This is a genomic window from Streptomyces sp. NPDC056373 (genome assembly GCF_042262425.1).
Classification (GTDB): Bacteria; Actinomycetota; Actinomycetes; order Streptomycetales; family Streptomycetaceae; genus Streptomyces.
In genome coordinates this window covers 26971-45410 of sequence record NZ_JBHJPX010000014.1, presented here as the reverse complement: position 1 = coordinate 45410, position 18440 = coordinate 26971, and the positions used below count along the sequence as shown (strand labels likewise).

Here is an 18440-nt window from a genome sequence, read left to right as displayed (position 1 = left end):
GGAAGGGTGATCCTGGGGGCTCGGCAGGACGACGTCCTCAGCTTCGCACACCTGTGCCCACCAGCGCCTTCGTTTAACGAGGGCGGCTGGCGGGCGGACTACGCCAGCTGCGACTGCACCTGCGCGGAGATCAGCTCCAGGTGGTCGAGGTCGTCGAGGTCGAGGACCTGGAGGTAGATGCGGCGGGAGCCGATCCCGGCGTAGCGGCCGATCTTGTCGACGACCTCGGCCGGGGAGCCGGCCAGGCCGTTGAGCTTCAGCTCGTCCACCTCACGGCCGATCGCGGCGGCCCGGCGGGCGACCTCCGCGTCGTCCCGGCCGACGCAGACCACGAGGGCGTTGGAGTACGTCAGCTCGTCGCCGCGGCCCGCCTCCTCGGCTGCGGTGCGGACCCGGCCGAACTGGCGCTCGCTGTCCTCGACGGAGCCGAAGGGCATGTTGAACTCGTCGGCGTACTTGGCGGCCAGCCGCGGGGTGCGGGAGGGGCCGTGGCCGCCGACGAGCACCGGGATCTTCGCTTGCGCCGGCTTGGGCAGGGCGGGAGAGTCCGCGAGGTCGTAGTAGGTGCCGTGGAAGTCGAAGGTCTTGCCGGGGGCCGTCCCCCACAGGCCGGTGACGACCTCCAGCTGTTCCTCGAGGCGGGCGAACTTCTCCTTGGGGAAGGGGATGCCGTAGGCCTTGTGCTCCTCCTCGAACCAGCCGGCGCCGAGGCCGAGTTCGACGCGGCCGCCGGACATCTGGTCGACCTGGGCGACCTGGATGGCGAGCACGCCGGGCAGCCGGAAGGTGCCGGCGGTCATCAGGGTGCCGAGCCGGATGCGCTTGGTCTCGCGGGCGAGCCCGGCCAGGGTGATCCAGGCGTCGGTGGGGCCGGGCAGTCCGTCCACGTTGCCCATGCGGAGGTAGTGGTCGGAACGGAAGAAGGCGTCGAAGCCGAGGTCCTCGGTGGCCTTGGCGACGGTGAGCAGAGTGTCGTAGGTGGCCCCCTGCTGGGGCTCGGTGAAGATGCGCAGATCCATGCTTCCATCCTGCACGCCGGGGTGTGCGATCACGCAGGTCGGTCCCCCGTACCGTCCGGTCCCCGGTCGGGTGAAATTACGTCCATACCGCGGGGCCCGGGTGACCGGGCCAGTGACCGGCCGAGATGGTGATCGTTGGCTCGGGCGGAGCCGGAGCCCCCGGCTTCCGCACCGGGGGTGGACCGCCGGGGCGTCACCCGCGCCGGCCTCCCCGGGGGCCGGGGGCCGAGGAGGCCGTCATGTCCGAAGAGACCGTGCCGCAGCAACAGGGCGGGACCGGGCAGCCGAAAGGGCTGTTGCAGCAGATGGAGGAGCTGATGGCGGCGTTGAACGCGGACCTGTCGGCGTTGGATGCGGATCTTCAGTCGGCGGGGGATGTGCAACGGAGGGTTGCCGAGGAGGGGCAAGCGGGATAGGGGCCCGGGACCTCCCGGCCGGCCGAGCGGGTCGCGCCTCCTCCCGCTCGGTTCGGGAGAGTCCCGCCACTCCTCCCGCTCGGCTCAGGAAAGGCCGCGGCTCCTCCCCTTCGGCTCAGGAAAGTCCCGCGGTTCCTCCCCTTCGGCTCAGGAGAATCCCGCGGCTCCCTGGCCCTGGCCCTGGCCTCTACCCCGCTTCCCGCTCCGGCAGCGCCTGTTCCCGGTCCGCCAGTCTGCGGAGCATCTCCAGGACGCGGTCGCGGGACTCGTCCGCCGCGTCGATGGCCTCCATGCACTGCCAGTACGTGCCCTCGCCGTCGGCGGCGCTGGCCAGGGCGACCAGGGCGATGCCGACCTCGCCGAGGAGGCCGCCGAGGTACATCAGGGTGTGGCGGGCGTCGCCCAACTCGGTGAGCTGGCCCGCCAGCAGCTCACCGGGAGCCAGCACCGGCGGGTCGAGGACACCGCAGCCCCGGCCCGCCAGCTCCGTCAACCCCAGCGCCTCGCCACGCAGTTCGGGCGGCCCGGCGACCGCGAGGCGGCTGCCGATGGCCTGCGCCAGGGCCTGCGCCTGCCACACCTGTGCCAGGGTCTCCTGTGCGTCGCCGCCCGCCGCCAGGGACCGCCTGCTCGTCACGATGAGCCGCACCGCGTCCATGCGCTGCCCCCGTCTTGTCCGACGCGCTGTGCGCGTCCGTCTGCCCGCACTCCCTTGTTCACTACCCAGCGTGAGTGGGTGTGAGACGAAAAGCCAGAGGAAGGCGGAAAATTGCGGACAACGATTCGGATTCGGGCCGGGATTCGGTTACGCAGTGTACAAGTGGACTTCTTCGCTCCAAGCGGCCGAGTCGTGCCGGCTAGATCGGAAACCTCCGCTCGTTCCGGTCGATCTTCGCCTCCAGCGCCGCCAGCGGGTCGATGCCGAGCACCTCGCACAGCTGGAGCAGATACGCGAGCACGTCGGCGACCTCGTCGGTGACGCGGTGCGCGGTGTCCGGGTCGGCCATGACCCGGGCCGACTCGTCGGGTGTCAACCACTGGAAGATCTCGACCAGTTCGGACGCCTCGACGCTGAGGGCCGTGGCCAGGTTCTTGGGGGTGTGGTACGGCTGCCAGTTCCGCGCGGCGGCGAACTCGGCCAGCCGGCGTTGCAGTGTCGCCACGTCGAGGGGTTCGCCGTGGGGGCCGGGCTTCGATGCGTCCAGTGGATCAGTCACGGTCCAGGTGTACCACCGTGGCCCCCTCCGTCCCGGCGGCCCACGAACCGTCGCTGACCGCGCCGACGAGCCGGATGTGCCCCCGCTCGCACATCCGGGCCGCGAGGCCCAACAGCTCCCGTCGTTGCCGTGGGTCCAGACCCCGGTCGAAGCCGTCGGCGAGGATCGTGAGCGACTGCAGGGCGGCGGGCACCTCGCCGGCCGGGTCGACCTCCAGCACACCGGGTCCGGTGAGGAGGACCAACGCGAAGGCCAGATAGCGGAGTTCGCCGTGGCCGAGTCGGCCCAGGTCCGTGTGGTGGCCGTCGCCCCGGTCCACGGCGGCGGCGACCGTCCCGTCGCCGTGCAGCCGGGCGAGCACGTCCACCACCGGCCCGCCGCATCCGGCCCGCACCGCCGCCACGAGCTGCTCGTGCCGCCGCCCGCACTCGGACCGGGTGCGCCACAGCACGTCCGCGAGGTTGCCGCACCCGCTCCGGAGATGGCCGGAGCCGGCGGCCACGGGCCGGCGCATACGGGAGGGCTCGGGATCGCAGGCGAAGGCGGAACGCAGGGCGACGACCATCTGCTCGGCCGCCGCCAGGACCTTGCGCTGCCCCGCCGTCTTGCCGGCGACGCGCAAGGGCAGCAGGGCGGTGCCGAGCCGGTCGTCCGGGAGCGGGCCGCGGGTCACGGGCGTCGGCCCGGCCGTGTGCCAGGCGGCCTGCACGGCGCGCTTGCCCGGATCGCGCAGGGCCGTCTCCAGCAGGACCAGCCCGTCGGACGTCAACCGCTCGCCCACCACACGCAGTTCCGGCTCGGCCTGTACGGCCACGTCGAGACGGACCGGGCCGGCGGGGCCGTCGGCCGTGCAGCCGATGCGGAAGCCGCGGCGGCGCTGCGCGTCGGGCCGGGCCCGCTCCGGCACACAGGCGACCGGGTCCGGGAACGCCTCACCGAGCTCGGCACCGCCCCCGAGCCGGGCGAGGGCCTCGTACGCCCGCAGCGCGCTGGTCTTGCCGCAGCCGCTTCGGCCGGCGAGCAAGGTGAGGGGCCCGAGCGGGAACGCGGCACGGCGGTGGGTGGTGAAGGCGGCCAGACGCAGTTCGGTGACGCGGGGGCGGTCGGGGCGGGAGAAGTGAGCGGCCGGAAAGGGGGCTGCGGACCCGTCGGGGAGAGCGGGCCGGCCGGACGGGGCGGAGAGGACGGATGAGGCGGGGAGGGCGGGCTGGGTCATACGCGGACGGTAGGGCTCCGCCGGTGGGACGAACCGTTCCGTCTTATAGCGCTTCCTACGAACGAGCTACGGGTCACGTCCCGGCCTCCTGGTCACGCCCCGGGGAGCCCCGCCCCTTCCATCAGCCCCGTCACCTCGGTCCCCGCCGGCGTCAGCAGGAACACGTTGCGGTCCACCCGGTGCATCCCGCTGGCCAGGCCGAAGACCACACCCGTGCTGAAGTCGAGGACCCGCTTGGCGACCTCCGTCTCCGCTCCGGTGAGGTCGAGGAGGACGGGAACGCCCGCCATCAGCCGCTCGGCGACGTCCCGGGCGTCGGCGAAGACGTTGACGCGCAGGACGACGAAACGGCGGCGGGTCTCGGTCTCGGCCTCCGGTATGGACCGGTGGCCGACGGCGGACGGCCAGGCGTCCCGGCCCCGCAGCGGCACGACCTGGGCGAGCCCCTCCCACTGTTCGTCGGTGACATCGTGGCTGTTCACCGGCATGCTCCGTCCTGGCTCGTGCTCGCTGTCTGCATCGGGCAATTCTTGCGCAGAGTCACCCGTTCGGCCCAATGCGACACGCTCCGCGACCTCAGTGCACCTCACAACGGCCGGAAGGCGGCTGTGTGACGGGCGTAACCCCCGATGATCAAGCCGTGTGACAGAGGCGTAACGGGCGATTCGTACCGTCGAGGCATGACCTCGACCCCCTCGGACCGGCCGGACACGCGGCAGGTGCGCACCGTCTGCTCGTACTGCGGCGTCGGCTGTGGCCTCGTGCTCGATGTGGGGACGGGCCCGGACGGGCGGCGCACCGTGCTGAAGGCGTCCGGTGACAAGGCGCACCCGGCGAACGCGGGGCGGCTGTGCACCAAGGGCGCGACCACGGCCGACCTGCTCGCCGCGCCCGGGCGGCTGACCGGCGCGCTGGTGCGGGACGCCCGGGGCGAGGAGGCGGTCCCCGTACCCGTCGCGGACGCGATCGCCGAGACGGCGGCGCGGCTGCGGGCGATCGTGGACGAGCACGGGCCGGACGCGGTCGCCTTCTACGTGTCCGGGCAGATGAGCCTGGAGGCGCAGTATCTGGCGAACAAGCTGGCCAAGGGGTTCGTGGGCACGAACCTGATCGAGTCGAACTCGCGGCTGTGCATGGCGAGCGCGGGCACCGGCTACAAGCTGTCGCTGGGCGCGGACGGGCCGCCCGGGTCGTACGACGACTTCGACCGGGCGGACGCCTTTCTCGTCATCGGGTCGAACATGGCCGACTGCCATCCGATCCTGTTCCTGCGGATGATGGAGCGGGTCAAGGCGGGTGCCAAACTGATCGTCGTCGATCCCCGGCGGACCGCGACCGCGGCCAAGGCGGATCTGTTCCTGCAGGTCAGGCCCGGGACCGACCTCGCGTTGCTGAACGGCCTGCTGCATCTGCTGCACGAGGCGGGGCACACGGACACCGAGTTCGTGGCGGCCCACACCGAGGGCTGGGAGGCGCTGCCCGCATTCCTCGCCGACTACCACCCCGCCGCCGTGGCCGGGATCACCGGCATCGACGAGGGCGACCTGCGCGAGGCGGCCCGGATCATCGGTGCGGCGGGCAAGCGGTGGACGAGCTGCTGGACCATGGGTCTGAACCAGTCCACGCACGGCACCTGGAACACCAATGCCCTGGTCAACCTGCATCTGGCGACGGGAGCGATCTGCCGGCCGGGCGCCGGGCCGTTCTCCCTGACCGGGCAGCCCAACGCCATGGGCGGGCGCGAGATGGGCTACATGGGGCCGGGGCTGCCGGGGCAGCGGTCGGTGCTGGTGGCCGAGGAGCGGTCCTTCACCGAGGAGGTGTGGGAGCTGCCGCCCGGGACGCTGCGCGCGGACGGGGCCGGGCAGGGCACGATCGAGATGTTCCGGAAGATGGCCGAGGGCGAGATCAAGGCCTGCTGGATCATCTGCACCAACCCCGTCGCCTCCGTCGCCAACCGCCGCACGGTCATCGAGGGCCTGGAGGCCGCCGAGTTGGTCGTCACGCAGGACGTGTTCGCGGACACCGAGACGAACGCGTACGCCGATGTCGTCCTGCCCGGCGCGATGTGGACCGAGGCCGAGGGGGTGTTCGTCAACAGCGAGCGCAACCTCACACTGACCCGGCAGGCCGCGGACCCGCCCGGGGAGGCGATGGCCGACTGGCGGATCATCGCCGAGGTGGCGTGCGCGATGGGCTACGAGAAGGGGTTCTCGTACGACAGTGCCGAGCAGGTCTTCGAGGAGATCCGGCGCTTCTGGAACCCGAAGACCGGCTGGGACCTGCGCGGGGTCTCCTACGAGCGGCTGCGGGAGACGCCCGTGCAGTGGCCGGCCGCGCGGGAGGACGGGCCGGAGCGCAATCCGATCCGGTACGTGGGTGACGAGGGGCTGCGCTTCCCCACGGCCTCCGGGCGGGCCGTGTTCTTCGCGCGGCCGCATCTGCCCGCCGCCGAACTCCCCGACGACGACTATCCGTTCGTGCTCAACACCGGGCGGGTGCAGCACCAGTGGCACACCCTCACCAAGACCGGGAAGGTCGCCAAGCTCAACAAGCTGAATCCCGGGCCGTTCGTGGAGCTGCACCCGGAGGACGCCGCGGCGCTCGGGGTCGGCGAGGACGACCTCGTCGAGGTGGCCTCCCGGCGCGGGCGGGCCGTGCTGCCGGCCGTGGTGACGGACCGGGTGCGGCCGGGGTGCTGCTTCGCGCCGTTCCACTGGAACGACCTGTTCGGCGAGTACCTGAGCATCAACGCGGTGACGAGCGACGCGGTGGATCCGCTGTCCTTCCAGCCGGAGTTCAAGGCGTGCGCGGTGTCGCTGGCGAAGGTGGCGGCGCCCGCACCGCAGGCAGCGGCGCCCACCCCTCAGGCAGCGGTGTCCGCAGCGCAGGCACCGGCCCTGACGCCCACGGCCGTGACGCCGGGCACCGCGAACCCCTTCGGCCTGGCCCCCTCCCCTCCCCCGGTGCTCTCCGCCCAGGAGCGGCAGTACCTCACCGGCTTTCTCGCGGGCCTCGGCTCGGGCGCCCCCGGCGTGCCGGTGCTGCCGCCCGACGCGCCCTTCTCGCCCGAGCACGCGCTGTGGGTCAACGGGGTCCTGGCCGGGATGTACTCACGGACCTCGACGGCCGAGTCACCGCAGCGGTCCGGCCGTGAGGTCGTCGTGCTGTGGGCCTCGCAGACCGGGAACGCGGAGGAGTTCGCCACCGCCACCGCCGAGCGGCTGACCTCGACGGGGCACCGGGCGAGCCTCGTCGGCATGGACGACGCCGACGTCGGCACGCTCGCCCGCACGGCCGACCTGCTGTTCACGGCGCTGCTGGTACTTCGGTTCGCCGGGACCGCTGCCTGCACATGGTGTGTGGTCAACGCCTACTTCGTCGTGAGCGAGCCGGGGCGCTGGCTCACGGGGATCGCCCTGCCGCTCACCCAGGGGGCGGTGCTGCACGGCCAGGGCGTGGTCGGCATCTCGCTGTATCTCACGGACGGCAGCGACCGGATCGGCTGGTACTCCCATGCGAGCGTGCTGCTCTTCGCGGGGCTGCTCACCCTGTTCGTGCTGTTCGTGCGGCGGCTGGGGCCGGCCGCGACCGTGCTGCCGTGGTGCGCCTTCTATCTGGCGACCCGGTCGCAGGACGGCTACTACCTGCTGATGACACCGCTGTGGCTGGCGGCGGCGGTGACGGCTCCGGCGTCGGCGTTCGTCCGGGCGTGGCAGCCTCGTGCGGGCCTGCCGGCCGGAGTGCGCGGCCGCCCGGCGCGGGTCGCCGCGACGGTGCTGCTGCTGGCGCCGGCGGCGGCCTGCGCGGCCGTGGCGGCGACGGGCACACCGCCCCTGCGGATGCGGGTCACGGCGGTCCGGCACCCCACCGCGGCGGCGGTCTCCCGCCTTGCCGTCCAGGTCACCAACACCGGCGGCACCGCGCTCACCCCGCACTTCATGCTGACCACCGGCCAGGGCATGGGCCCGTACTGGCGGGTCGTCCGGGGCCCGCGCACCCTGCCCGCGCACGGCACCGCCCGCTACGAACTTTGGCCGCCCGCGGGCCGTTTCCCACTGCCCCGCCCCGGATCCCGGGTCCGCCTGCGCGCGTTCACGGCGTCGCCGCAGACGCTGTCGAGCACGGATGTGCCCGCGGGCCCGGGCTGACGTCGGTGTCAGGCGGTGGCCCGGGTGAAGCGGAGCGCGGCGGTGACCGTCGTCCGGCCGCGGATCATGCCCAGTTGGTTCCAGCCCATGCCGAACTGCTCGCGGTCCAGGCCGAACTCGGTGTGCAGGGTGAGCCCCGCGGCGTCCCGGTCCGTCACTCGCGCGGTCAGGGACAGCGGCCTGCTGATGCCGCGTACGGTCAGCTGTCCGACCACGTGCACCTGGTCCTCGTCGCGGAGCTCCGCGCTGCGGGCCGCGAAGGTGATCTCGGGGTGGTGGTCGGCGTCGAAGAAGTGCTCGGAGCGCAGGTGGGTGTCGCGCTTGGCGTTCTTGGTGTCGAGGGAGGCGACGAGGAAGGTGAGGGTGCCGACGGCGGACCCGTCGCTCCGGACCTCGCCCCGGCCGTCCAGGGCGCCGAAGACGCCCTTCACGGTGACCAGGCCCCACATGGTCCTGTGCCGGATGCCGACGCTCGAGGCGGTCGCGTCGAGCTGCCACTGTCCGGTTTCCACGGTGACGGTCATGTGCGTTCTCCCTGCCAAGTAGTGCAAATTTGGATGACTGATGGGGAACGCTAGCGGCTAATCCAAAACTGAACAACCATTCTTCTCCAAATTTGGACGACAGGTAGACTCAGGGACATGTCCGACCCCGAGGAGCACCCCACCGACCTGCCCGAATGCCCGTCCCACGGCGGTGGCGGACTGCTGCCCGCGGAGCTGCGCGCCTGGATGCTGCTGCTGGCCGCGACAGGGGCGGTGGAGCAACGGCTGCGCGCGGTCGTGAAGGACAGGCTGGACGTCTCGCACGACGAGTTCCTCGTCCTGTGCCTGCTCGCGGAGCAACCCGAGGGCGGTCTGCGCATGACCCGGGTCGCGGAGCTCCTGGGCCGCCCGAAGACCCGCCTCACGTACCAGATCGCATGCCTCCAGCACGCCGGCCTCGTCACCCGCAGATCGGTCTGCGGCGACAAGCGGGGCGTCGAGGTCGCCCTGACGGACAAGGCCCGCCACCTGCTGAGCGAAGCCTCGGCCCCGCTCGCCGAGACGGTCACCGCGGCCCTGGCCCGCTTCATGGGGCCGGATCAGTGCGCGGCGATGCGGGGGCTGGTGCCCGATCTCGCGGCGGACTCCGGCAAGGAGTGAGCCGGATCCCACCCGGACCCCGCGCTCCCGGACCGCTTCATCTACACGGGCGTAGAATCCGGGAACACCGGCGCGACGAGACGCGTTGTACCCGGTGACACACCCCACGTCTAAGGAGCACGTTCTTGTCCGCCAGATCGACGGACCCTCCGGGGCACAGTCCCCGACCATCCCGCCACGACATGAGTGACCGCGGCACACGGCGGGGTGGTGTTCGATGAGTGCCGCCGAGGCCCTGCTGGGCCTGCTCGCCGTGTTCGTGCTGACCGCCGGCACCGGCTACTTCGTCGCCCAGGAGTTCGCCTACGTCTCCGCCGACCGGCTCACCCTCGCGCGTGAGGCCGAGGCCGGGGACCGCAGGGCCGCCCGTGCCCTCACGGTGCTGGAGCGGCTGTCGTTCATGCTGTCCGGCGCGCAGCTCGGCATCACCGTCACCGGTCTGGTGGTCGGCTTCATCGCCGAGCCTTCGGTGTCCGCGCTGCTCAGGCCGGCCCTGTCGGGCCTCGGCCTGCCCGACGCCGCCGTCAGCACCGTCGCCGTCGTGCTCGCCTTCGTCCTGGCCACTGTCGTGCAGATGGTCCTCGGTGAACTCGCCCCGAAGAACCTCGCGATCGCCGTGCCCGAGCGGCTGGCCAAGGCGCTGGCCCCGTCCACCCTGGCGTATCTGAAGGTCGTCGGCCCCGTCGTACGGATCTTCGACGGCGCGGCCGACCGGCTGCTGCGCAAGGCCGGGATCGAGCCCGTCGAGGAACTGCACCACGGCGCCACGCTGGAGGAACTCGGCCATCTGATCGGCGAGTCCCATGAACAGGGGGAACTGCCGCAGGACACCGCCGCGCTGCTGGACCACGCGCTGGAGTTCTCCGAGCGCACGCTGCACGAGGTGATGGTGCCGCGTGCCGAGGCCGTGTTCGTCCGCAAGGACGCCGGTGCCGAGGAGGCGGTCGGCCTGATCGCCCGGCACGGCCACTCCAACTACCCGGTGCTCGGCGACCATCCGGACGACATCGCGGGCGTGCTGGGCGTGCGCGAGCTGATGGCGCTGCCCGCCGCGCGTCTGGCCGGCGCACGGGCCGGTGAGGTGGCCCGTCGGCCGCTGCTGCTGCCGGACACACTCGCGCTGCCCGACGCGGTGACGCGGATGCGGGAGCAGGACGACGAGTTCGCGGTCGTCCTCGACGAGCACGGCGGCGTGGCGGGCGTCGTCACCTACGAGGACATCGCCGAAGAGCTGGTCGGTGACATCGCCGACGAGTCCGACAGGGTCACCCTGCTCGCCGTCGCGGACGGCGACGGCTGGCTGGTGGACGCCGGCCGCCGGGTGGACGAGGTTGCCGAGGCGACCGGTGTCCGGCTGCCGGAGGACGACGACTACGACACCGTGGCCGGCCTGGTCGTGGACCGGCTCGGCCGCTTCCCGACGGTCGGCGACCGGGTCACGGTCGAGCTGCCCGGGGGCGGCCGGGCCCTGATCGACGTCCGCACGCTGGACCGGCACGTGGCCGACCGCGTCCGGATCGGCCTGCTGGTGGAGGCCGCGGAAGCCGAGGAGATGGCGTGAGTTTCCCGATGGCGGTCTTCGTGACCGTGCTGCTGCTGATCGGCAGTGGCTTCTTCGTGGCGGCCGAGTTCGCCCTCGTCGCCGCCAAGCGGCACCGCATGGAGAAGGCGGCCGCCGAGGGGCGGCGCGGTGCCGGGGCGGCCCTGGCCGGGATGCGCGAGCTGTCGCTGATGCTGGCCGGCGCCCAGTTGGGAATCACCGTGTGCACCCTGGGCCTGGGCTCGGTGTCCAAGCCGGCGATCTCGCACGAACTCGACCCGCTGCTGCACGCACTGGGTCTGCCCAGCGCGGTGAGCTACGGCGTGGCCTTCGCCGTGGCGATGGTCGTGGTGGTGTTCCTGCACATGGTGGTGGGCGAGATGGCGCCCAAGTCATGGGCGATCGCCCACCCCGAGCGTTCGGCGATGCTGCTGTCACCGCCCTTCCGGGCGGTGGTCCGGGCCGTACGTCCGCTGATCCGGCTGCTCAACCGGGTGAGCAACGCCCTGGTGCGGCTGTGCCGGGTGGCCCCGCGCGACGAGCTGGCCTCGGTGCACAACCGGGAGCAGCTGACCCACCTGGTGGAGGAGTCGGAGCGGCTGGGCCTGATCAGCGCGACCGACTCGGAGCTGCTGACCCGCTCGCTGACCGAGCCGGAGACCCCGGTCGCCGCGCTGCGGATCCCGGCCGCCGAGATCAGCTGGGTCGAGGGCGGAGCGGACCTCGACGCGTTGCTGCGCTTCGCCGCCGAGCACGACCGCACCCGGCTGCTGGTCCGGGAGAACGGCACGGTCCTCGGCTCGGTGCACGCCCGGGACGCGTTGGTGGCCCGGGCCCGGGGCCGCGCCACGACCGCGCGGGACCTCGCCCGGCCGGTGCCCGAGCTGGCGGAGACCGCCACGGTCGCCGACGCCATCGAGGTGCTGCGCCGACGCCGGTCGTCCCTGGCCGTGGTCCGTGACGGCTCCGGCCGGCTCTCGGGCCTGGTCACCCTGGACGACCTGCTGGCCCGGCTGCTGCAGCCGGCCGGGGCGGCCTGACGGGGGCGAGGGCCTGCGCCCGGCCGGAGGCGGGGGCCCGCGGCCTGACGGGACCGGGCCCGAACATCCAGCACATCTGCACACCGTGCGCCGGGATGCCGCGCGATGCCCGGGCCGCCTCCGCGGCCCGGCCGCGACCTGGGAACTTGGCGGTGAAGTGCCCGCTTCGGGAATCGGGGCGCAAGACTCCCGCGCCCGGCCGGGGGACGGGCTGTGTGAAGGAGTGGGCGCATTCCGTGACCCGGAGGTCACAGCGGTGAAGGCGGTGGCCGCGCGATGGCGTGCGGCGCCGACGGGCGGTTGGATCTCATCTCCGGGGAGTGCTTTGATCCTGCGCACGGCGGGAGCGACCGGGGCGGAATTCCGGTCTCCGGTTTTCTGCGGGCACCCGCGCTCACGCCACTGCGAGACATTCACGCGAAGGGAAACACCCCCATGAACCTCACCTCTCGGGTCGACACCGCCGAGCTCACCGACGCCGACCTGGACGCCGTCGCCGGCGGCAACGCGGGCGGCGTCGATGTCTCCGCGGGCCTCGTGGGCGGCCTCTCCGCCGGCCTGGTCGGCCCCCTGACCGGCGAGGCCTGCGCCGCCGTCCAGGCGGTCGTCTCCCCGCAGGGCGCGGCGGCCGGCGCGAACGCGGGCGTCCACACGACGTCGCTCTGACGCACTGAGCGCCAAGGGCCCCGGGAAGTGATTCCCGGGGCCCTTTCGCGTGCGGCGCACCGCTCCGGAACGACGGCGGCGGACATCGCCCCCCGGCACGACGGCAAACGTGAGGAATTTGCGAAGCACGTGACGGAAATCTGGACACCCCGGGGGTGGGTAACACGGTGAGAGGGCGTGACGCAGACTTACTCGGACCCCTCAGATCCCGTCTGCAAAGCGATAGGAACAGCACTGTGAAACCTGACTCGACATCGACCGGAGAGCTGCCGATCTACGAGAGCCTCATACGCGAACGCGGTGACGTCGTGGAGGAGGCCCGTGTGGTGGCCGAAGAGACCCAGCACCAGATGAGCCAGGCCCTGAACGGGGTCGCCATGGCACCGCAGGAGACCGGCGCGGCATGACCCCCGAGGGGCCTCGCGCCTCCCGGGGAGCCGTGCGGCCACTCCCCCGCGGCCCGTCACCCGCCGAGCGGGTCGTGGCCCCAGTTCATCAGGGAGTGCCGCCACCGTGAGTCCCGCACGTCCCCGGAGGGCCGCTGGGCCAGGTGACGGCGGACATAGCCGACGACCTTGCGCATGTGCCGGTAGTCGTCGTCCGTGAGGTCGCCCCTCCCGGTCCGCAGGATCGCCACGATCCGACGGCCGGAGGCGTGCCCGGTGGACTCGCCCCCGTTCCGGTGCTGCCCGGCGTTCTGCGAGTCGTCGGACTCGAGCCACTTCTCCAGTCCGGCCGGTGTCATGTTCACCAGCTCACGGAAGTCGTTCCAGGTCCCCTCGCGTTCGCCGCCGTCCACGCCGCCTCACTTCTTCTTCTTGAGCGCGGACGGCTTGTGCACCGCCGTCCTGCCGGACTTGCCGCTGCGCACCTCGTACTGCGGGTCGTCGGGCGAGGCGTCGACCGTGCGGCCGGACGCCTCGGTCCGTTCGGTGATCTCCCGCTCCACCTCGCCCTCGGTGCGGCTGCCGTGACTGCTCCAGGTGACCTTGTCGCCCTTCTTCGGCTTCCCGCCCTCGCTGTGTCCCTTCGCCATGCCGGTACTCCCTGGCCGAGACGTGTGTCGTCCTTCCAGCGTGCGGGCCGGCCGGTCAGGGCGCAGCTCGGCGGGCGCCGCCCCGTCCGGTGGCCGTTTCGTCGAAGGCCCACTCCATCCGGGGCTCCGTCACGCAGCGGAAGGCCCGCCGTACGGGCGGTGTGCACAACGCGGTGACGGCCACGGCCGCGATCAGGGTGGCGGCGATCACTCCGGCCGGCCCGTGGACCCAGGCAGGCCCGTACCAGCCCCAGTGCTTCGCGGCCTGCGCGACGAAACCGTGCAGCAGATAGCCGGACAGGGTGCCGGCGCCCAGCATCGTGAACCAGGTCCGCCGACGGGGCACCCAGGCGAGGAAGCAGCCGACCAGGACGAGGGAGCAGCCGAAAGTGGCCAGGGTCATCAGGGGCCCGTACCAGAGGGGGACGCCCAGCTCCGGGGCGCTGTCGGCGTGGAAGAACCAGGCGTAGTCCATCTTCGGAACCGCCCAGTACGCCAGGCCCAGCGCGCAGAGGGTCACCGGCACGGCGAGGATCCGCGCCGCGCGCCGTCGCACCAGCCGGAAGTGCTCCGGCCGCAGCAGCAGACCGAACACGAAGTACGGCAGGAACTGCAGGACGCGCTGCAGGTCGAGGTCGGGGCCGATGGAGGGCGCGGTCGTCGCCGCCATCGCGATGACCAGGGCGAGCGGGAGCGGCCACCGCACCAGCCGCCAGAGCGGTGTGGTCAGCCGCCAGACGAACAGCGCCGCGAGGAACCACGTGAGGTAGAGGGGGTCCAGCAGGCTGACCGGGCGGTCGGGGTCCTGGCTGGACCAGCGGGTGAACAGGGTGTACGCCGTCTCGAACACCACGTAGGGCACGACGACGCCGGTGACCAGGCGCTTGAGCCGGGCCGGGCTGCCGTCGAAAGTGCGCGAGAAATAGCCGGAGATGATGATGAACGCCGGCATGTGGAAGGCGTAGACGACGGTGTAGAGGGCGGTGACGGCCCTGCTGCCCTGGCGCAGTGGCTCCCAGGCGTGCCCCACGGCCACGAGCACGATCGCGAGGTACTTGGCGTTGTCGAAGAACGCGTCCCGCCGCCGGGCCGGGCGGGTCGCGGCGTTCCGCTCTTCGGTGCGCGCCACCGGGGTCGTTTCCGCGCCCGGGCGGGCCGCGGTCATCGTGTCACTCACGGGCCCTCCCGAAGCGACTCGAGGCGTGGGCGCCTCTTCCGGCCGGGAGCAGAGGGAGGGAGTGTGCGCAGAACATCGCCCGCACCCTAATCACAGGGCCGTGCATTCGTTCAACTCGTAACGGACATGGCTCGCTTCGGTTCATGCCCGGGTATACGTGCCGGGACGGGCGATCGTCTCCCGCCCTCCGGCGCTCAGGTCTCCTTCCACACCAGCACGGTCAGGACGGCGCTCACGACGGTGACGGGTACGGCGGCCTGATTCAGCAGCCGCACCCGCATGCTCCGGCCCGACGGGACCCGCTTCGTCACGGCCAGGACCACGAAGGTGCCGCCGCCCGTACCGACGAGCTCGTGGATCGGGTGGTCCACGCGCTGCTGGTCGTCCTCGTACTCCGTCATGCGCGCCTGGACGACGGCGCCCGCGGGCAGTCCGTCGATGTGCAGGCTGAGGGTTCCGCCGAAGCGGGCCGGGCCGCGGGCGAAGACACTTCCGCCGGTGGCGTGGTCGCCGGTCTCGTCGGTCCACTCCTCGGTGAACTCGACCGAGTTCCAGGCGCCGGGCGCGAGTTGGTACTGCGCGGCGACACCGAGGTTGACGTACTGGGGCATGGGGTCCTCTCCTTCCCACCGGCCCGCCGGGAGGGCCAGGGCATCGGCGACGTCACGGCGGAAGCCGGCCATGTCGAATCCGCGCGGGTCGACTTTCCAGTCGCTCCATTCCAGGTGGCCGATGGCGCTCTTGGGGCCCCAGCCGTGCGCGCGGCAGACCCCGGCGGTGGCCTTGACCATCGCGAGGTACTGGGCGGGCGGCCACGGGTCCCTGCCGTCGCCCTTGTTCTCGCACTCCCAGCCGTAGAACCGGGCGTTGCCGTCGACCGCGCCGGCCGAGCCGTCGTGCTCGTGGGTCGGCGGCGGATACGTGCCGTACGACTCGCCGATGACGGCGGCGAGGACGTCGCCGTCCCCGCCGCCGGCGTGGTTGGCCCGGCCGTTGCCGGTGAGGTGGACGACGCCGTCCTTGGTGATGCACCCGGTGGCGAGCGGGCCGGGCAGGGCACTGTGGCCGTGGAAGATCAGCCCGACGACGTCCGTGCCGGGGCCGGTGACGGTGTGGTGGATCACCACACCGTGCACGGGGCCCCAAGGCCCCTTGTGGTTACGGTTGTTGGTGCGCCAGCCGGCGACTTCGCGGACGGCGCAGCCTTCGGCTTTCAACGCGGCGACGAGCCGGGCGGCGGTGAGGGGGGTGGCCATGGGGCAGTCCTCCGTTCCGGCGCGTGCGTGCCGGTCTGAAGACGGTCGATCACATGTGGGGAGCGGCCTGATCCAGGAGCGTGCCTGATCTCGGTGCGGGCCGGATCTCGCGGAGTGCCTGATCCTGCACTGCGGCTGTCAGGTCCTTATCATTCTTCCGCCGTTCGACCCGTCGCTCACCTCGCCGTACGCCACGCACCGAAAACGGCGCGATTACGACGTTCCGGTACCGGATTCCGACCGTCCGCGAGCCGGGACGGGGCCTGTCAGACCGGGTCCGTGGCGGGTTCCGCGCGGTAGGGGTCCAGCGCCGCGGCGCGTTCGTGGTAGGGGATGCGGGAGAGCCGGGACACCATCGTCCACATGTCGCGTTCCGCGGCGAGGGTCTGCGGGAGGGCGAGGCCGAGAGAGGCCGCGAGGGGTTTGCGGCCGGTGTTCACCAGGGCGCGGACGGCCGCCGCCCACTCGTCGGTGGCGGTGACCGCCGACCGGTACCAGACCGGCACGAGCACGGTGAGGGCGACGAGGGTGCTCACCAGGGCGAGGCGGTCCGGCCGGCTTCCGGCCGCGAGGGCGACAGCCGCCGCCAGGGCGACGGCGACGTGGCCGGACAGCAGGGCCACGAAGAAGTCGACGCTGGCACGGGCCAGTTCGCTCTGGCGGCGGATCTGGTCCGGGACGCAGCCGGTGAGTTCGTTCCACAGCAGCTGGGTGTCGAGGCGGTAGCGGTCCCAGCCGTACTCCTCGAAGCGGCGGATGGCGTTCCCGAGCCGGGTGGGGGCGATCTGGTCGTCGGCGATCGGGAACCGGGCGAACCGCTCCCGCAGCAGCCCGCGCTGGACGGCGGTGCGACGACGGTCCCGTGCGGCGGCCCGGGCGAGCCGCGGGTCGGCCAGCAGCCCGGCGAGCTCCTGCACGTCCTCGCTCCTCGGCTGCCCCTGCTCGGCCGCGCGGCGTTCCAGGCGGAGCACGGTCAGCCGGTCCGCGAGGAACGCCCTGGTCCGGCGGCTGCGGCGGCAGCCCGCTTCGAAGGCCCGGGCCGGCCACAGCAGGTACCCCTCCAGGAGCCGGTAGAGCGCGTTCTGACAGGCGTTGGCGACGAGGCCGAGCAGCAGCGCCCCGGTCAGCAGGGTGAGGCCGGTGCCGGGTCCGCTCGCGCCGCGCAGCCGGTCGAGCGGGCCGATGCCGCGCAGGCTCGGGGCGACGGCCAGCAGGAAGACGGACAGGTTCAGCGCGGTGGGCAGGATCCAGCCGACGAGCAGCGTCCAGGCCCCTCCCAGGACGCCCTTGGCGATGTCACCCATCGGCGGGGTCGGGCCACTCGTCGTCGTCGGAGCCGGTGCTGGGTCCGGGCGGGGTGTGGCCGACCGGGGCCCCGTACCCGCCGGGGCGTGCGTGACCCGCGGGCCTGGTCCGCTTCTTCGGCTCCGCGGCGGGCCGCGGCGAGCGAAGGCGTTCCTCCACCCGGTCGAGGTACAGGGCGAGAGCGGCGCCGGAGGCCAGTACCGACCGGACCGGTTCCGCTGCCGCGAGACCGGCACGGAGCCGAGCGACGAGGTCGAGCGTGACGCGACCGGTCCGGGAGATCTCGTCCACGGCCGCGTCGCACTGCTCCCTCAACGCGGTGATCTCGTCCGAGTCCCGCAGACGGGCGAGGTCGGACCGCAGCTCCGTGAGCACGGCGAGGAGTGCTCCGGCGTCCTCGTCCGTGGGCGGAGCGGGCATCGGGCCCCACGCGCCGCCGCCGGTCGTGAAGTGCGCGGTCGCTTCACCGGTGTGGCCCGCGGACGTGCTCTCCGGCCTCTCCCCCTCTGCTGCTGCCATCAACTCTCCCTGGATCGCTGCCTGGTTCAGCCGGTCCGGTGATACAACCGCATTCCGGGAGGGCGGGGCAACGCGGGGGCCGTGTCATCGGACAGCGGCCGTCCGGCCGGCGGGCTTCGGCGCGGGGCCCGCCGGTGTCAGTGGTCCGGCGGGGGCTCGGCCGCCCAGATGCGGCTGCTCAGGTCCGAGCCGCGCAGGACCTGGACGCGCCAGGGGTCGATGCGCAGCAGGTGGTAGTCGGGGCTGTCGGGGCCGGCACTCCAGTAGAGGTGGGGGTCGTAGCCGACGCCCGGGGGGCTGTTGCGCCGGTACAGCTCCCAGGCGCGCAGCTTGGTGTCCCGGTCGGGCGCCCAGGAGGAGACGCTGTCGACGAACACCGCGTCCTGGCGAGGGTGCCAGTACGCGTACGTCGTATGGGGGTTGTGCGCCAGGTGGGCGGCCTTCACCGGGGTGCGGAAGACCGCCAGCCATCCGACGGGGCGCCCGTCGACGGTCTCCCAGACGGGCTGGACGACCCGGGCCCGGGGGCGGTTGTGCCGGTCGACGGTGACCATCGTGCAGTAGACGGTCCGCTGGACGTACTCGACGAAGGCGGCCTCGATCTCGGAGAACGAACGCACCCGTGCGGTGCCCATGGCGATACCTCGGATTCACGTACGCGGGACGGAAAAGGGGAAAAGGGGCGGGCCGCCCGGCCGCTCGACGGGGAGCGGGCGGGCGGCCTGGGGTGTCCGGCC

20 protein-coding genes are annotated in these 18440 nt (G+C 72.5%); 7 read left to right on the top strand and 13 right to left on the bottom strand.

Going from position 1 to position 18440, the window contains the following annotated elements; all coding sequences use genetic code 11:
* Positions 1–98 precede the first annotated feature (98 nt).
* Positions 99–1019 (bottom strand): LLM class F420-dependent oxidoreductase, encoded by a 921-nt coding sequence (locus ACFCXS_RS28040; RefSeq protein ID WP_376646114.1) that lies wholly within the window; start codon positions 1017–1019, stop codon positions 99–101.
* A 239-nt stretch (positions 1020–1258) separates the two neighbouring features.
* Here ACFCXS_RS28040 and ACFCXS_RS28035 point away from each other — a divergent pair, with 239 nt between their 5' ends.
* Positions 1259–1435: a hypothetical protein gene (locus ACFCXS_RS28035; protein WP_376646113.1), complete on the top strand. Its 177-nt coding sequence runs from the start codon at positions 1259–1261 to the stop codon at positions 1433–1435.
* A gap of 187 nt (positions 1436–1622) precedes the next feature.
* Here the strand turns inward: ACFCXS_RS28035 and ACFCXS_RS28030 are convergent, their stop codons facing one another.
* The 4 genes from ACFCXS_RS28030 to ACFCXS_RS28015 all read right to left on the bottom strand — a co-directional run bounded on the left by ACFCXS_RS28030 (position 1623) and on the right by ACFCXS_RS28015 (position 4356).
* On the bottom strand, positions 1623–2093 hold the full coding sequence (locus ACFCXS_RS28030; protein WP_376646112.1) for a DUF6099 family protein: 471 nt from the start codon (positions 2091–2093) through the stop codon (positions 1623–1625).
* A 199-nt stretch (positions 2094–2292) separates the two neighbouring features.
* Entirely contained in the window at positions 2293–2652 is a 360-nt protein-coding gene (locus ACFCXS_RS28025; protein ID WP_376646111.1) for a nucleotide pyrophosphohydrolase, read from the bottom strand.
* Entirely contained in the window at positions 2645–3868 is a 1224-nt protein-coding gene (locus tag ACFCXS_RS28020; protein ID WP_376646110.1) for an ATP-binding protein, read from the bottom strand. The genes ACFCXS_RS28025 and ACFCXS_RS28020 overlap by 8 nt, the downstream gene beginning before the upstream one ends.
* A 92-nt stretch (positions 3869–3960) precedes the next feature.
* Entirely contained in the window at positions 3961–4356 is a 396-nt protein-coding gene (locus ACFCXS_RS28015) for a cell division protein SepF (protein ID WP_104778449.1), read from the bottom strand.
* Between the two features lie 192 nt (positions 4357–4548).
* On the opposite strand from ACFCXS_RS28015, the gene ACFCXS_RS28010 reads away from it, so the two are divergent.
* Positions 4549–8019 (top strand): molybdopterin-dependent oxidoreductase, encoded by a 3471-nt coding sequence (locus tag ACFCXS_RS28010; RefSeq protein ID WP_376646109.1) that lies wholly within the window; start codon positions 4549–4551, stop codon positions 8017–8019.
* Between the two features lie 8 nt (positions 8020–8027).
* Here ACFCXS_RS28010 and ACFCXS_RS28005 read toward each other — a convergent pair whose 3' ends face one another.
* A complete protein-coding gene (locus ACFCXS_RS28005) occupies positions 8028–8543 on the bottom strand; it encodes a YceI family protein (protein WP_376646108.1) in 516 nt (171 codons plus the stop codon).
* A 117-nt stretch (positions 8544–8660) separates the two neighbouring features.
* Between ACFCXS_RS28005 and ACFCXS_RS28000 the strand changes: the two genes are divergently transcribed.
* The 5 genes from ACFCXS_RS28000 (at position 8661) to ACFCXS_RS27980 (ending at position 12817) form a co-directional block, all read left to right on the top strand.
* Entirely contained in the window at positions 8661–9164 is a 504-nt protein-coding gene (locus ACFCXS_RS28000; protein WP_376646107.1) for a MarR family winged helix-turn-helix transcriptional regulator, read from the top strand.
* 217 nt (positions 9165–9381) lie between these two features.
* The gene (locus ACFCXS_RS27995) at positions 9382–10725 is read left to right on the top strand and encodes a hemolysin family protein (protein WP_376646106.1); all 1344 of its coding nucleotides are present in this window, start codon (positions 9382–9384) and stop codon (positions 10723–10725) included.
* Entirely contained in the window at positions 10722–11744 is a 1023-nt protein-coding gene (locus tag ACFCXS_RS27990) for a hemolysin family protein (protein WP_376646105.1), read from the top strand. The genes ACFCXS_RS27995 and ACFCXS_RS27990 overlap by 4 nt, the downstream gene beginning before the upstream one ends.
* Before the next feature lie 435 nt (positions 11745–12179).
* On the top strand, positions 12180–12410 hold the full coding sequence (locus tag ACFCXS_RS27985; protein WP_362239527.1) for a hypothetical protein: 231 nt from the start codon (positions 12180–12182) through the stop codon (positions 12408–12410).
* A 236-nt stretch (positions 12411–12646) separates the two neighbouring features.
* Entirely contained in the window at positions 12647–12817 is a 171-nt protein-coding gene (locus tag ACFCXS_RS27980) for a hypothetical protein (RefSeq protein WP_376646104.1), read from the top strand.
* A 56-nt stretch (positions 12818–12873) separates the two neighbouring features.
* Here ACFCXS_RS27980 and ACFCXS_RS27975 read toward each other — a convergent pair whose 3' ends face one another.
* The 7 genes from ACFCXS_RS27975 to ACFCXS_RS27945 all read right to left on the bottom strand — a co-directional run bounded on the left by ACFCXS_RS27975 (position 12874) and on the right by ACFCXS_RS27945 (position 18338).
* The gene (locus tag ACFCXS_RS27975) at positions 12874–13209 is read right to left on the bottom strand and encodes a DUF3140 domain-containing protein (protein ID WP_376646103.1); all 336 of its coding nucleotides are present in this window, start codon (positions 13207–13209) and stop codon (positions 12874–12876) included.
* Between the two features lie 6 nt (positions 13210–13215).
* Positions 13216–13446, bottom strand: a complete 231-nt coding sequence (locus ACFCXS_RS27970; protein WP_376646102.1) for a DUF2945 domain-containing protein — start codon at positions 13444–13446, stop codon at positions 13216–13218.
* Positions 13447–13501: 55 nt separating this feature from the next.
* The gene (locus tag ACFCXS_RS27965; RefSeq protein WP_376646101.1) at positions 13502–14623 is read right to left on the bottom strand and encodes an acyltransferase family protein; all 1122 of its coding nucleotides are present in this window, start codon (positions 14621–14623) and stop codon (positions 13502–13504) included.
* A gap of 194 nt (positions 14624–14817) precedes the next feature.
* Positions 14818–15879, bottom strand: a complete 1062-nt coding sequence (locus ACFCXS_RS27960) for an N-acetylmuramoyl-L-alanine amidase (protein WP_376646100.1) — start codon at positions 15877–15879, stop codon at positions 14818–14820.
* Between the two features lie 266 nt (positions 15880–16145).
* Entirely contained in the window at positions 16146–17183 is a 1038-nt protein-coding gene (locus ACFCXS_RS27955; protein WP_376646099.1) for a hypothetical protein, read from the bottom strand.
* A complete protein-coding gene (locus tag ACFCXS_RS27950) occupies positions 17176–17703 on the bottom strand; it encodes a hypothetical protein (protein WP_376646098.1) in 528 nt (175 codons plus the stop codon). The genes ACFCXS_RS27955 and ACFCXS_RS27950 overlap by 8 nt, the downstream gene beginning before the upstream one ends.
* A gap of 137 nt (positions 17704–17840) precedes the next feature.
* Positions 17841–18338 carry a pyridoxamine 5'-phosphate oxidase family protein gene (locus ACFCXS_RS27945; protein ID WP_376646097.1) on the bottom strand — a complete coding sequence of 166 codons (498 nt, stop codon included), beginning with the start codon at positions 18336–18338 and terminating at the stop codon, positions 17841–17843.
* Positions 18339–18440 lie beyond the last annotated feature (102 nt).

Excerpts from the sequence above, each read along its gene's own strand:
- ACFCXS_RS28040 (WP_376646114.1), bottom strand. The coding sequence starts at position 1,019 with ATGGATCTGCGCATCTTCACCGAGCCCCAGCAGGGGGCCACCTACGAC.
- ACFCXS_RS28035 (WP_376646113.1), top strand. The coding sequence starts at position 1,259 with ATGTCCGAAGAGACCGTGCCGCAGCAACAGGGCGGGACCGGGCAGCCG.
- ACFCXS_RS28030 (WP_376646112.1), bottom strand. The coding sequence starts at position 2,093 with ATGGACGCGGTGCGGCTCATCGTGACGAGCAGGCGGTCCCTGGCGGCG.
- ACFCXS_RS28020 (WP_376646110.1), bottom strand. The coding sequence starts at position 3,868 with ATGACCCAGCCCGCCCTCCCCGCCTCATCCGTCCTCTCCGCCCCGTCC.
- ACFCXS_RS28015 (WP_104778449.1), bottom strand. The coding sequence starts at position 4,356 with ATGCCGGTGAACAGCCACGATGTCACCGACGAACAGTGGGAGGGGCTC.
- ACFCXS_RS28010 (WP_376646109.1), top strand. The coding sequence starts at position 4,549 with ATGACCTCGACCCCCTCGGACCGGCCGGACACGCGGCAGGTGCGCACC.
- ACFCXS_RS28005 (WP_376646108.1), bottom strand. The coding sequence starts at position 8,543 with ATGACCGTCACCGTGGAAACCGGACAGTGGCAGCTCGACGCGACCGCC.
- ACFCXS_RS28000 (WP_376646107.1), top strand. The coding sequence starts at position 8,661 with ATGTCCGACCCCGAGGAGCACCCCACCGACCTGCCCGAATGCCCGTCC.
- ACFCXS_RS27995 (WP_376646106.1), top strand. The coding sequence starts at position 9,382 with ATGAGTGCCGCCGAGGCCCTGCTGGGCCTGCTCGCCGTGTTCGTGCTG.
- ACFCXS_RS27985 (WP_362239527.1), top strand. The coding sequence starts at position 12,180 with ATGAACCTCACCTCTCGGGTCGACACCGCCGAGCTCACCGACGCCGAC.
- ACFCXS_RS27970 (WP_376646102.1), bottom strand. The coding sequence starts at position 13,446 with ATGGCGAAGGGACACAGCGAGGGCGGGAAGCCGAAGAAGGGCGACAAG.
- ACFCXS_RS27960 (WP_376646100.1), bottom strand. The coding sequence starts at position 15,879 with ATGGCCACCCCCCTCACCGCCGCCCGGCTCGTCGCCGCGTTGAAAGCC.
- ACFCXS_RS27955 (WP_376646099.1), bottom strand. The coding sequence starts at position 17,183 with ATGGGTGACATCGCCAAGGGCGTCCTGGGAGGGGCCTGGACGCTGCTC.
- ACFCXS_RS27950 (WP_376646098.1), bottom strand. The coding sequence starts at position 17,703 with ATGGCAGCAGCAGAGGGGGAGAGGCCGGAGAGCACGTCCGCGGGCCAC.
- ACFCXS_RS27945 (WP_376646097.1), bottom strand. The coding sequence starts at position 18,338 with ATGGGCACCGCACGGGTGCGTTCGTTCTCCGAGATCGAGGCCGCCTTC.